This window comes from Luteimonas fraxinea (assembly GCF_021233355.1).
GTDB lineage: Bacteria > Pseudomonadota > Gammaproteobacteria > Xanthomonadales > Xanthomonadaceae > Luteimonas > Luteimonas fraxinea.
Genome location: NZ_CP089507.1, coordinates 2506951 through 2519974 on the forward strand (window position 1 = coordinate 2506951; position 13024 = coordinate 2519974).

13 protein-coding genes are annotated in these 13024 nt (G+C 66.9%); 9 read left to right on the top strand and 4 right to left on the bottom strand.

Annotation, left to right across the window (positions count from 1 at the left end):
- The first annotated feature begins 61 nt into the window (after nt 1–61).
- From atpE to LU699_RS11270, 8 genes are all read left to right on the top strand, one after another.
- Nucleotides 62–352: a F0F1 ATP synthase subunit C gene (atpE, locus tag LU699_RS11235; RefSeq protein ID WP_159681455.1), complete on the top strand. Its 291-nt coding sequence runs from the start codon at nt 62–64 to the stop codon at nt 350–352.
- A gap of 108 nt (nt 353–460) precedes the next feature.
- Nucleotides 461–931: a F0F1 ATP synthase subunit B gene (locus LU699_RS11240; RefSeq protein ID WP_232137414.1), complete on the top strand. Its 471-nt coding sequence runs from the start codon at nt 461–463 to the stop codon at nt 929–931.
- Nucleotides 932–936: 5 nt separating this feature from the next.
- The gene (locus LU699_RS11245) at nt 937–1464 is read left to right on the top strand and encodes a F0F1 ATP synthase subunit delta (protein WP_232137413.1); all 528 of its coding nucleotides are present in this window, start codon (nt 937–939) and stop codon (nt 1462–1464) included.
- Nucleotides 1465–1516: 52 nt separating this feature from the next.
- Nucleotides 1517–3082, top strand: coding sequence for a F0F1 ATP synthase subunit alpha (gene atpA / locus LU699_RS11250; protein ID WP_232137411.1), 1566 nt, complete (start codon nt 1517–1519; stop codon nt 3080–3082).
- A gap of 120 nt (nt 3083–3202) precedes the next feature.
- Nucleotides 3203–4063 (top strand): F0F1 ATP synthase subunit gamma, encoded by an 861-nt coding sequence (gene atpG, locus LU699_RS11255; RefSeq protein WP_232137409.1) that lies wholly within the window; start codon nt 3203–3205, stop codon nt 4061–4063.
- 39 nt (nt 4064–4102) lie between these two features.
- Nucleotides 4103–5503 (top strand): F0F1 ATP synthase subunit beta, encoded by a 1401-nt coding sequence (atpD, locus tag LU699_RS11260; RefSeq protein WP_232137408.1) that lies wholly within the window; start codon nt 4103–4105, stop codon nt 5501–5503.
- A gap of 119 nt (nt 5504–5622) precedes the next feature.
- Nucleotides 5623–6048 (top strand): F0F1 ATP synthase subunit epsilon, encoded by a 426-nt coding sequence (locus LU699_RS11265; protein WP_232137407.1) that lies wholly within the window; start codon nt 5623–5625, stop codon nt 6046–6048.
- A gap of 282 nt (nt 6049–6330) precedes the next feature.
- Nucleotides 6331–7503, top strand: a complete 1173-nt coding sequence (locus LU699_RS11270; RefSeq protein ID WP_232137406.1) for a DmpA family aminopeptidase — start codon at nt 6331–6333, stop codon at nt 7501–7503.
- Between the two features lie 27 nt (nt 7504–7530).
- Here the strand turns inward: LU699_RS11270 and LU699_RS11275 are convergent, their stop codons facing one another.
- Nucleotides 7531–7914, bottom strand: coding sequence for a GtrA family protein (locus LU699_RS11275; protein ID WP_232137405.1), 384 nt, complete (start codon nt 7912–7914; stop codon nt 7531–7533).
- Nucleotides 7915–8016: 102 nt separating this feature from the next.
- Here LU699_RS11275 and glmU point away from each other — a divergent pair, with 102 nt between their 5' ends.
- Nucleotides 8017–9381: a bifunctional UDP-N-acetylglucosamine diphosphorylase/glucosamine-1-phosphate N-acetyltransferase GlmU gene (gene glmU, locus LU699_RS11280; RefSeq protein ID WP_232137404.1), complete on the top strand. Its 1365-nt coding sequence runs from the start codon at nt 8017–8019 to the stop codon at nt 9379–9381.
- A 3-nt stretch (nt 9382–9384) separates the two neighbouring features.
- Here the strand turns inward: glmU and LU699_RS11285 are convergent, their stop codons facing one another.
- The 3 genes from LU699_RS11285 to LU699_RS11295 all read right to left on the bottom strand — a co-directional run bounded on the left by LU699_RS11285 (nt 9385) and on the right by LU699_RS11295 (nt 13002).
- Nucleotides 9385–10281 (bottom strand): hypothetical protein, encoded by an 897-nt coding sequence (locus tag LU699_RS11285; protein WP_232137403.1) that lies wholly within the window; start codon nt 10279–10281, stop codon nt 9385–9387.
- A 65-nt stretch (nt 10282–10346) separates the two neighbouring features.
- Entirely contained in the window at nt 10347–11660 is a 1314-nt protein-coding gene (locus tag LU699_RS11290; RefSeq protein WP_232137402.1) for a sensor histidine kinase, read from the bottom strand.
- A 1-nt stretch (nt 11661) separates the two neighbouring features.
- Nucleotides 11662–13002 (bottom strand): sigma-54-dependent transcriptional regulator, encoded by a 1341-nt coding sequence (locus LU699_RS11295; protein WP_232137400.1) that lies wholly within the window; start codon nt 13000–13002, stop codon nt 11662–11664.
- Nucleotides 13003–13024 lie beyond the last annotated feature (22 nt).

The following is a 13024-nucleotide window of genomic DNA, read 5'->3' on the forward strand; positions in this document are numbered from 1 at the left end:
CTTTCGTAACACCCCAATCCCTGGTTCCACCCTTACCAAGCAATCCGCTCCGGAGAAAACAATGGAAATCGCACTGACCTCGTTCGCCCAGATCCAGGCTTCGACCGTTCTGGCCATCGGCATCATGATCGGCCTGGCTGCGCTGGGTGCGGGTCTGGGCCTGGCCATCATGGCCGGCAAGTTCCTCGAGTCGGCCGCGCGCCAGCCCGAGCTGATCCCGGTGCTGCAGGTCCGCATGTTCATCACCGCCGGCCTGATCGACGCCGCGTTCATCATCTCGGTCGCCGTCGGCCTGCTGTTCGCGTTCGCTTCGCCGTTCATCGGCCCGGTCGCTGCGCAGCTCGCGGGCTGATCCAGCTGACGCTTCCAGTGCGGTGCGTGCCTCGCGCATGACCGCACCGGTGGATGACAGGGGGCGCGCGTGCGCGCCCAACCCTTCACGACAGGCAGTCACAAGCCCATGAATATCGGTCTGACCCTAATTGCCCAGGCACTGGCGTTCGCCGGTCTGATCTGGATCATCGCGACCAAGATCTGGCCGCCGCTGCTCAGTGCCATCGAGGAGCGCCAGAAGAAGATCGCCGAAGGTCTGGCCGCGGCGGACAACAGCCAGCGCGCCCTCGCGCAGGCCCAGGAAACCGCCAACGAGGAACTCAAGGCCGCGCGTGCGAAGGCCAACGAGATCATCGAGCAGGCCCACCAGCGTGGCACCCAGATCGTCGAGGCCGCCAAGGCCGAAGCGGTCACCGAGGGCCTGCGCCAGAAGGCGATGTTCGACGCCGAACTCCAGGCCTCGGCCACCCGCGCACGCGAAGAGCTGCGTCGTCAGGTTTCCAGCCTGGCGGTGACCGGCGCCGAGCGTCTGCTCAAGCGTGAGATCGACGCCAACGCCCACAAGGCGCTGCTCGACGAACTCGCCGCGGAGATCTGAGTCCGATGAGCCAGGCCATGACGATCGCCCGTCCGTATGCCCGCGCCGCGTTCGCGATCGCGCGTGACGGCGGCCAGTTCGCGCCGTGGTCGGACGCGCTCGCGTTCTCGGCCCGCGTCGCTGCCGATCCGCAGGCGGCCGCGCTGCTCGGCCACCCGGCGCTGTCGCACGACGATGCCGTCGCGCTGCTCGCACCGGAGGGCGCCGACGAGAAGTTCGCCGGCTTCCTCACGCTGCTGGCCAGCAACGGCCGTCTCGCACAGTTGCCGGAGATTGCCGGCCAGTTCGAGGAGCTGCGCGCCGAAGCCGAGCACATCGTGCTGGCGACGGTGACGTCGGCAGCCGAACTGCCGGACGCGGAAGTGGAGCAGATCCGCGCCGCGCTCAAGCGTCGTTTCGGTCGCGAGGTCCACGTCGAAACGGCCGTGGACGCATCGCTGATCGGCGGCGCGGTGATCTCGGCCGGCGACGTGGTGATCGACGGCTCGCTCAAGGGCAAGCTGGCGCGCCTGCAGTCCGCTCTGACGCACTGACACGATTTTCAATTGCAACGTCGGCGGCAACGCCGGCTCAAGGGAACCCCCGATGGCTACCACGCAACTCAATCCTTCCGAAATCAGCGAGCTGATCAAGTCCCGCATCGAGAAGGTCAAGCTGAGCGCCGAATCGCGCAACGAAGGCACCGTGACCTCGGTCGCCGACGGCATCGTGCGTCTGCACGGCCTGGCCGACGTGATGCAGGGCGAAATGATCGAACTGCCGAATGCGGCAGACGGTTCCGCCACGTTCGCACTCGCCCTCAACCTCGAGCGCGACTCGGTCGGCGCCGTGGTGCTGGGTGACTACGAGCACCTGCGCGAAGGCGACGTGGCCAAGACCACTGGTCGCATCCTCGAAGTGCCGGTCGGTCCGGAAATGCTGGGCCGCGTCGTCAACGCGCTCGGCGAGCCGATCGACGGCAAGGGCCCGATCGACGCCAAGCTCAGCGCGCCGGTCGAGCGCGTCGCGCCGGGCGTGATCTGGCGCAAGTCGGTCGACCAGCCGGTGCAGACCGGCTACAAGTCGGTCGACTCGATGATCCCGATCGGCCGCGGCCAGCGCGAGCTGCTCATCGGCGACCGCCAGACCGGCAAGACCGCGATGGCGATCGACGCCGTGATCAACCAGAAGACCACTGGCATCAAGTGCGTCTACGTGGCGATCGGCCAGAAGGCCTCGACCGTCGCCAACATCGTGCGCAAGCTCGAAGAGAACGGCGCGCTCGCGCACACCGTCGTCGTCGCCGCCACCGCGTCCGAGTCGGCCGCGATGCAGTACATCAGCGCTTACTCGGGCTGCACGATGGGCGAGTACTTCATGGACCGCGGCGAAGACGCGCTGATCGTGTACGACGATCTGTCCAAGCAGGCCGTCGCCTACCGCCAGATCTCGCTGCTGCTCAAGCGTCCGCCGGGCCGCGAAGCCTACCCGGGCGACGTGTTCTACCTGCACTCCCGTCTGCTCGAGCGCGCTGCGCGCGTGTCCGAGGAATACGTCGAGAAGTTCACCAACGGCGCAGTGACCGGCAAGACCGGTTCGCTGACCGCGCTGCCGATCATCGAAACGCAGGCCGGTGACGTGTCCGCGTTCGTGCCGACCAACGTGATCTCGATCACCGACGGCCAGATCTTCCTGGAAACCGACCTGTTCAACGCGGGCATCCGCCCGGCCGTGAACGCCGGTATCTCGGTGTCGCGCGTCGGTGGTTCGGCGCAGACCAAGATCATCAAGAAGCTCTCGGGCGGCATCCGCATCTCGCTCGCCCAGTACCGTGAGCTGGCCGCGTTCGCGCAGTTCGCCTCGGATCTCGACGAAGCCACCCGCAAGCAGCTTGAGCGCGGTCAGCGCGTCACCGAGCTGATGAAGCAGAAGCAGTACAAGCCGATGTCGATCGCGCACCAGGCGCTGACGATCTACGCCGTCAACGAGGGTTACCTCGACGACGTGCCGGTCGCCAAGCTGCTCGCGTTCGAAGAAGGCCTGCACGCGCATTTCGACAACACCGCAGGCGAACTGGTCGGCAAGATCAACCAGACCGGCGGCTGGAACGACGAGATCGAAGGCGCCTTCAAGCAGGGCATCTCCGACTTCAAGACCACCGGTAGCTGGTAAGGCGTCAGAAGGTCAGGAGTGAGGGGGTCAGAGGTCGCGGTTTTCGCGTCCACTGACGTCTGAGCCCGCATCGCGGGCGCTCCCTTCACCCCCTAACTCAAGCGAGCAAAGCGAGCGGATATGGCAGGCGGCAGAGAAATCAAGACGAAGATCAAGAGCGTGCAGAACACCCGCAAGGTGACGCGCGCGCTCGAGATGGTCTCCGCGTCGAAGATCCGCAAGGCGCAGGATCGGATGAAGGCATCGCGCCCGTATGCGAACGCGATGAAGCAGCTGATCGGGCATCTCGCCCAGGCCAGCTCCGAGTTCCAGCATCCGTACCTGGTCGAGCGTGAGGTCAAGCGCGTCGGTTACATCGTCGCGTCCTCGGATCGCGGTCTGGCCGGCGGTCTGAATAACAACATGTTCCGCAAGCTGCTGGGCGAGATCCGCGCCTGGCAGGACAAGGGCGTGCAGGTCGACGTGGTGACCATCGGCACGAAGGCGACGGTGTTCTTCCGCCGCCTGAAGGTGGACATGGTCGGCAGCGTCACCCACATCGGTGACACGCCGGAAGTCGAGCAGCTGGTCGGCATCATCAAGGTGATGCTCGACGGCTACACCGACGGTCGCGTCGACCGTGTGTTCCTGGCCTACAACCACTTCGTCAACACGATGACCCAGAAGGCCAGCTTCGATCAGCTGCTGCCGCTGCCGGCCGCCGAGACGCCGGTGGTCAAGCACGACTGGGACTACATATACGAGCCGGACGCCGAATCGGTGCTCGGCCACGTGCTGACGCGTTACATCGAATCGCTCGTGTACCAGGCGGTGATGGAGAACGTGGCTTCCGAACATGCCGCACGCATGGTCGCGATGAAGTCCGCGAGCGACAACGCCACCAAGCTGATCGACACGCTCAAGCTGGTCTACAACAAGGCCCGCCAGGCAGCGATCACCCAGGAAATCTCCGAGATCGTCGGCGGCGCCGCAGCGGTCTGATCCGTACGCGCACCAGAATTCTTCTAGAGGAATGCAGCAATGAGTCAGGGCAAGATCGTTCAGATCATCGGCGCGGTCGTCGACATCGAGTTCGCGCGCAACGAAGTACCGAGGGTCTACGACGCACTGAAGGTCGAAGGCACGGAGATCACGCTGGAAGTGCAGCAGCAGCTCGGTGACGGCATCGTGCGCGCGATCGCGCTCGGTTCCACCGACGGTCTGAAGCGCAACCTGATCGCGACCAACACCGACCGCGGCATCTCGGTGCCGGTCGGCCCGGGCACGCTCGGCCGCATCATGGACGTGCTGGGTCGTCCGATCGACGAAGCCGGTCCGGTCGAAGCCACCGACCACTGGGAAATCCACCGTGCGGCACCGTCGTACGAAGACCAGTCGTCGTCCACCGAGCTGCTGGAAACCGGCATCAAGGTCATCGATCTGATGTGCCCCTTCGCCAAGGGCGGCAAGGTCGGCCTGTTCGGCGGCGCCGGCGTCGGCAAGACCGTCAACATGATGGAACTGATCAACAACATCGCCAAGGCGCACGAAGGCCTGTCGGTGTTCGCCGGCGTGGGCGAGCGTACCCGTGAGGGCAACGATTTCTACCACGAGATGAAGGACTCCAACGTCCTCGACAAGGTGGCGATGGTCTACGGCCAGATGAACGAGCCGCCGGGCAACCGCCTGCGCGTCGCGCTGACCGGTCTGACGATGGCGGAGTACTTCCGCGACGAGAAGGACGCATCGGGTCGCGGCAAGGACGTGCTGCTGTTCGTCGACAACATCTACCGCTACACGCTGGCCGGTACCGAAGTGTCGGCGCTGCTCGGCCGCATGCCGTCGGCAGTGGGCTACCAGCCGACGCTCGCCGAGGAAATGGGCGTGCTGCAGGAGCGCATCACCTCGACGAAGTCCGGCTCGATCACCTCGATCCAGGCCGTCTACGTGCCCGCGGACGACCTGACCGACCCGTCGCCGGCGACCACCTTCGCCCATCTCGACTCCACGGTGACGCTGAGCCGCAACATCGCCTCGCTCGGCATCTACCCGGCCGTCGATCCGCTGGACTCGACCAGCCGCCAGATGGACCCGAACGTCATCGGCAACGAGCACTACGACACCGCCCAGCGCGTGCAGTCGACGCTGCAGAAGTACAAGGAGCTCAAGGACATCATCGCGATCCTGGGCATGGACGAGCTGTCGGAAGAAGACAAGCAGGCCGTGTCGCGCGCGCGCAAGATCGAGCGCTTCTTCTCGCAGCCCTTCCACGTGGCCGAAGTCTTCACCGGTTCGCCGGGCAAGTACGTCGCGCTGAAGGAAACGATCCGCGGCTTCAAGGGCATCGTCGACGGCGAATACGACCACCTGCCCGAGCAGGCGTTCTACATGGTCGGCGGCATCGACGAAGCGGTCGAGAAGGCGAAGAAGATCGCGGCGTAAGAGCCGCGAGGGCGTGGGGGCGTCAGGTGTCAGTACCTGACCTCTCACTTCCTGAGCGTGCACCGCACGCGCCCGTCCTCACGCTTCATCCCTTACACGTCGAGCAGAGCGAGACCGCCATGACCACCACCATCCGTTGCGACATCGTCAGCGCAGAAGCCGAGATCTTCCACGGCGAGGCGACCATGGTCGTGGCCACCGGCGAGCTCGGCGAGCTCGGCATCGCGCCGCGCCACGCACCGCTGATCACGCGTCTGAAGCCGGGCAAGGTCGTCGTGACCCAGGCCAATGGCGAAGTGCTCGATTTCGCGATCGGCGGCGGCATTCTCGAAGTGCAGCCGCAGGTCGTGACGATCCTGGCCGACACCGCGATCCGCGCCGACGACATCGACGAGGCCGCAGTGAAGGCGGTCAAGGACGAGGCCGAGCGCATCCTGGCCGGCCGCGGCGAGGCGATGGACATTGCCGAAGCCCAGCAGAAGCTGGCCGAGGCCGTGGTCCAGCTGCAGGCGCTGGAGCGTCTGCGCAAGACCCTCAAGCACTGAGGCATCGCGTCACGCGGTACCCGAGAACGCCGGCCATGTGCCGGCGTTTTTGTTCTGGGGTGTATGTGCTAGCCCGCAGACGTGTTCGGCGCCCATCCGGCAGATCGCGTCATTCCGGCGAAATCCGGAATCCATTTTGCGTCTCGAGCCTCTCCGTCGCGGCCGGTACTGTCGCGAAGATCAAGGTGGATTCCGGCTTCCGCCGGAATGACGGTGTAGTGGTTTTCCGGGATTCCGCCGAGGCCCCACAATGCGTGCGACCGACACGACGAGGGCGCACAGATGAATCGCTCGATCCTGCAGGGCTGCGCGGTACTCGCGCTGCTTGCGACGACATCGCAGGCCTTCGCATCCGGTCCTGAGCGCCCCCGACTGCGCGACACCGGCGTCGTCATCGGCACGCTCGATCCCGGACCGCGCAACGCCATCGTCGATGTGCCAGGTGTCCGCGTCGGACACGCGACCGTGATCGAAGGCGACACCGTGCGCACTGGTGTTACCGCGATCGTGCCGCACAGCGGCAATCTGTTCCGCGATCGTGTCCCGGCGGCGATCGTCGTCGGCAACGGCTTCGGCAAACTGCTGGGCGTGACCCAGGTCGACGAGCTGGGCGAACTCGAAACCCCGATCCTGCTGACCGGCACGCTGGGCGTCTGGCGCGCGGCCGATGCACTGGTCGAGCGACAGCTCGCACTGCCGGGCATGGAACAGGTGCGCTCGATCAATCCCGTCGTCGGCGAGACCAACGACGGTTACCTCAACGACATCCGCGCGCGTCCGCTGCAGGCGCGGCACGTGTACGAGGCGCTCGATACCGCGTCCATCGACAACATCGAAGAAGGCAGCATCGGCGCCGGTACCGGCACGATCGCGTTCGGCTGGAAGGGTGGCATCGGCACGAGTTCGCGTCGGATCGCGCCCGACGCCGGCGGGTACATGGTCGGCGTGCTGGTGCAGAGCAATTTCGGTGGGCGCCTGACCATCGCGGGCGTGCCGGTGGGCGATGCGCTGCCGGATCCGCAGGCCCATATCGCACTGGCACCGGATGTGCCGCCGCCGTCGACTGGCGACGGCAGCATCATGATCGTCGTCGCGACCGATGCGCCGTTGGACGATCGCCTGCTGCGGCGCCTGGCCACGCGTGCATTGATCGGACTCGGCCGCACCGGCGCATCGATGAGCAACGGTTCGGGTGATTACGTGATCGCGTTTTCGACCGCGCCCGGCGTGCGCCGTGCATCCAGCGCGGTGACGCATCGTGTCGAGCTGCTGTCCAACGAGGCGATGACGCCGCTGTTCGTGGCCGTGGCCGATGCCACCGAAGAAGCGATCCTCAACTCGATGTTCCGCGCGACCACGGTCTCGGGGCATCAGGGCACGGTGCCCGCACTGCCGCTGGATCTCGTGCTGCCGATGCTGCGCCAGTCGAATGGGCAGAGACCGGCGACCCCGTGACGCGACATCGCGGAAGACGCGTTCGCTTCAGCGCTTGTAGATCCAGTAGCGCGACAGCACGAAGCCCACTGCGCCCAACGCCAGTTCGATCGCAGGCTTCGCGACCCATACCCAGCGCAGGCCCAGCACGTCATCGATCTGGGTGAGCGCCCAGGTGCTGAACAACGTCGTCGACACCCACATGATCATGAAGCGCTGGAACTGCGTCGTGCCCACGGTGTTGCGGTCGTTGGCGAACGTCAGCTTGCCATTGAGCCAGAAGCCGATCAGCGCACCGGTGATGCGGCCGATGACATTCGCCGGCGCGACGGGCAAGCCGAAATGGGTCAGGCCGACGACGACGCCCCAGTCGACGAGCCACTGCAACAGGCCGATCGCCAGGTAGTCGCGCCCCTGTCGGGTCAGGCTCATCGCGGTGTCGACTCCGTGAATCGGGCAGGCCGGTGGGCGGCGGACGACGGCATCCTACCCGCGCCGCCGTTAGAATTTCCGCATTCCACGCAGAGTTCCCCCATGACCGCACCCCTGCACGTCGTCATCCTCGCCGCAGGCGAGGGCAAGCGCATGAAATCGTCGCTGCCCAAGGTGATGCAGAAGATCGCCGGGCGGCCGATGCTGTGGCATGTCATCGAGGCCGCGCGTGCGCTCGAGCCGGCCGGCATCCATGTCGTCTACGGTCATCGCGGCGAGCAGGTCCAGGCCGCGTTCGCCGACCAGCCCGATCTGCACTGGTCCGAGCAGCGCGAACAGCTCGGCACCGGTCACGCGGTGCGTCAGGCGATGCCCGATGTGCCGGATGGCGCGCAGGTGCTGGTGCTCTACGGCGACGTGCCGCTGCTGCGCGCGGAGACCCTGCGTCATCTGGTGTCGGTCGAAGGCCGGCTCGCGGTACTGGCCGCGCAGCTGGAGGATCCGACCGGCTATGGCCGCATCGTGCGTGATCCGGAAGGTCACGTCGGCGCGATCGTCGAACACAAGGACGCGAGCGACGAACAGCGACGCATCGATCTGGTGAACACCGGCATCCTCGCCGCCGAAGCCACTGCGCTCAAGGCGTGGCTGACACGACTGTCGTCGGACAACGCGCAGGGCGAGTACTACCTGACCGACGTCTTCGCGATGGCTGCCGACGAGTACAGCGCCGCGCAGATCGTGCTGGTCGCCGATCCGCTCGAAGCCGAAGGCGCGAATGACCCTTGGCAGCTGTCGCAACTGGAACGTGCGTGGCAGCTGCGCGCGGTGCGCGCCCTGTGCGTGGCCGGTGCGCGCTTCGCCGATCCCGCGCGTGTCGACATCCGCGGCGAGGTCATCGTCGGCAACGATGTCGAGATCGATGTCGACGTCATCTTCGAAGGGCGTGTCGCCCTCGGTGACGGTGTGCGGGTCGGTCCGTTCTGTCGCCTGAAGAACGTCGGTCTGGGCGACGGCACCGAAGTGCGCGCGCATTGCGATCTCGAAGGCGTGCGCGCGGAAGGTGCAGTGACCATCGGTCCGTTCGCGCGCCTGCGGCCGGGCACCGTGCTCGCCGATGGCGTGCACATCGGCAATTTCGTCGAGACTAAGAACACCACGCTCGGCGTCGGCAGCAAGGCCAACCACCTCACGTATCTGGGCGATGCGGAGATCGGCGCCGGCAGCAACATCGGCGCCGGCACGATTACCTGCAACTACGACGGCGTGAACAAGTCGAAGACGGTGATCGGCGATCGCGCCTTCATCGGTTCGAATGCATCGCTGGTCGCGCCGTTGCGCATCGGCCACGACGCGACGACGGGCGCCGGGTCGGTGATCGTCAACGATGTGCCGGACGGCAAGCTCGCAGTCGCGCGCGGGCGGCAGGCGGTCGTCGAGGGCTGGGAGCGGCCGAAGAAGCGCTGAGCCTCATTCCACGCGGCGGTAGCCATCCGCGGCCGGCGACCATCGGTAGAGATCGCCGCCGCGACCACCGCGCTCGCGCAGGCGCAGATCCTGATACCCGTGATGTGCGCGCGGCTCGACGATGAGCACGCCCGCCCATTCTTCGATGTCGTGCGCGCGAGTGCCGTCGTCGTTCCAGCTGCCGGCGATGTCGCGATACATCGACATCGCCGCGCCGAACACCTGCTTCAAGGTGGCGCCGCGCAGTTCGAACAGATACAGCGCCGAATAGAACGCGCCGCCGCCGGCGTAGCCTTCCGACCAGCCGCCGCGCAGGCCCAATGCGGGCGCTCCACTCGACAGACGATAGGCGGCGAGATCGAAGCGCTCCCAGCGTTCGGGGATCGCCGACGCGCCGGCATCTTCCATCCGCAGTGGCTGCTCGCCACCCCAGGAGAGCAGCGGCCACGCGATACCGTCGTCGAGTCGCAGACGCGCGACCAGCTGCGCATCGCCTGCATCACTGACACGCAACACACCGAGCACCTGCGCGGTGTCCCCGTTTTCGCAGCTCGGCTCCGCAGACGCGTTGCGCGGGGCATCGTCGCGATAGCAGACGAGTGCGACGACGTGACCGGGATGCTGCACCCAGCGTCGCGCGCCGAGCAGCACGATGCGGTCGCCAGCGACATCGGGCACCAGAAGCTGACGCAGCGTTCCGGCGTCGAGGCCGGCGAGATCACGGGTGCCGAGATGATCGGGCGCCCGGCGACCTTCCATCTGTTCGGCCCAGACGGCTTTCGCCTCCGGACTCTTCAACAAAGCAGGCACCGCGTCGAGACTCTTCGCGCGTTGCGCGAATGCGGATGCAGTCGCCAGATACAGTAGAAGCAGCGCGAGCGTGGGGCGTCGAAATCGCATCGGGAGTCGCCGTGGAACGGGCCTTCGATTCTGCCCGAACGTCGCGCCTCCGACCGGTCTGCGGATCAGTCCGGCAGCACCAGCGACACGCAGAGCCCGCCGCCTTCGCGATTGAGCAGCGCGATGCGGCCGCCGTGCGCTTCGGCGATCTCGCGCGCGAGCGCCAAACCAAGGCCCGTGCCATTGCGCTTGGTCGAATAGAACGGCAACAGTGCATTGGCCAGCACCGCCTCGTTCATGCCGGGACCGCGATCGAGCACATCGATCCGCCAGCCATCCGCGGCGCGCCGCAGTCCGATCGCGACCGCTCCGGGATCGCCATCGGCCTCGTGGGCATTGCGCAGCAGGTTCAACAGCGCTTGCTCGACCTGCGCGGCATCGAAGGACGCGGTAAACGCATCGTCGATCGGACCGGTATCCGCGAACGTCACCTGCGAGCGCAGCTGATCGAGAAACGCGCGCCAGCGGATCGGCTCGCGACGCGGCGACGGCAGCTTGGCGAAATGCGCGTAGCCGCGGATGAAACCTTCCAGATGCCGCGCGCGTTCTTCGATCGTGCGCAGCGCGTCCGGCAAACGTTCGGTCTGGCCGCGACGCAGCAGTTCTGCACCCGAGTGCGCGAGCGAGGCGATCGGCGCGAGCGAGTTGTTGAGTTCGTGGCTGATGACGCGGATGACCTTCTTCCAGGTCTGCACTTCCTGGCGCCGCAGTTCGGTCGTCATCTGCCGCAGCAGCAGCAGTTCGTGGCGCCGGCCGTTCAATCGGAAATGCCGGCGCGACAGGTGATGGATCTCTTCGGTCTCGCCGTCGCCGATGGTGAACAGCCCATCGCCGCCGCGGGCGAATGCATCGGCCAGCGCGGGCGGCGCATCGGCGAGTAGCGCAGAGAACACCTGGCCTTCCAGCTTGCGGCCGCCCCCGAGTGCGCGGCGCGCGGCAAGGTTCGCGTGCACCACGCGGTCGCCGGGATCAAGCAGCAGCATCGCGACCGGCGTGTTCTGCACCATCGTGTCGAGCAGCAGTTCGCGCTGCACCAGCGACAGGCGCTGCGCGCGCAGGGTTTCGCCCAGCTCGTTGTGCGCGGCCACCAGCTCGCCCAGCGCACCACGACCCTGCCAGGACACACCGAAGCCGTAGTCGCTGTCGCGATAGCTCGCCACCGTGCCGGCGAGTGCGCGGAACAGCGCATGCGACGGCGCGAACGCCCGGTGCAATGACCAGACCAGCGATGGCAGCGCGCAGAGCGTGGCGCCCGCGACTGCCGCCCATGGCGACCACCAGCGCAGCAGCAAGACCGCACATCCTGCGCCCAGTGCGACATGCACCCCTGCGATCGCGATGACCACAGCCGTCAACGGCAGCCGCTGTTGCCAGCGCATGTCAGTCGCGACGGATGCCGAGGCGGTCGAGGCGCCGGTACAACGCCTGCCGCGACAGCCCGAGTTCGCTGGCGGCTTGCGCCAGCACGCCGCCGCTACGCGCGAGCGCGGCTTCGATCTCGGCGCGGTCCGGTTCGTAGGCGTCGACGTCGACGGCAGCCACCACTGCGGCCGGCAGCGCGAGATCGGGCGCGTCGATGTGTGCCTCGCGCGCCAGCAGTTCGGCGCGCTGGATCACATTGCGCAGTTCGCGCACGTTGCCCGGCCAGCCGTGCTGCAGCAGGGCGCGTTCGGCGCCGGCCGACAGCGGCTTGCGGCCGTCGAGAAAATGTCGCGCCAGCGGCAGGATGTCGCGCGGACGCTGCGCCAGTGGCGGCAGCCGCAGTTCGATGCCGTTGAGCCGGTAGTAGAGATCTTCGCGGAACCGGCCGTCGGCGATCATCGCTTGCAGATCGGCATTGGTCGCGCTGAGCACGCGCACCGACACGCTGCGCTCGCGATTGCCGCCGAGCCGTTCGAAGCGCCCGGTTTCGAGCACGCGCAACAGCTTGACCTGTCCCGCGGGCGGCAGTGTGCCGACTTCGTCGAGAAACAGCGTGCCGCCATCGGCCGCCTCGAACTTGCCTTCGCGTGCGCGGGTCGCGCCGGTGTAGGCGCCGGCTTCGGCGCCGAACAGTTCGGCTTCGATCAGATCGTGCGGCAAGGCGCCGCAGTTGACCGCGACGAACGGCCCCTCGCGCACGCCGGAGTTGGCATGCAGGATTTCCGCGTACTTTTCCTTGCCTGCGCCATTCGGCCCGGTGATCAGCACCGGCAGGTTCGAACGCGCGACCTGCAAGGCCAGCGACAGCGTCGTCTCGCTGGCTGGATCATCCCAGACCAGGCCGCGCAGGTCGCGACCCTGCGCGAGTGCGTCGCGTCGACGGCGGTCATCGCGCGTGCGTGCATCCAGCGCCCGGCGCGTCGACGACAGTTCTAGCAGGGTGTTGGCGGTCGCCAGCAGCTTGCCGTCGTCCCAGGGCTTGCCCAGGTAATCGGCAGCGCCCGAGCGGATCAGTTCGACCGCCGATTCCAGACGCGTCCACGCGGTCAACAGCACGACCGGCAGATCGGGGTCGAAGCGCCGGATCGCGTGGAACAGCGCAACGCCTTCGTCGCCGGAGGTGGTGTCGGCGTGGAAGTTCATGTCCTGCACGACCAGATCGATGCCGCCCGCCTGCAGCCGGGCAATGCCGGCCTCGGGCGTCGCCGCGTGTTCGCAGGCGATGTCGTGCAACGAGAACAGCACCTCCAGCGCGGTGGCGACCGCGGGGTTGTCGTCGATGACGAGGATCGTGGGCATCAGGCGCTGGACATCCGGTGGG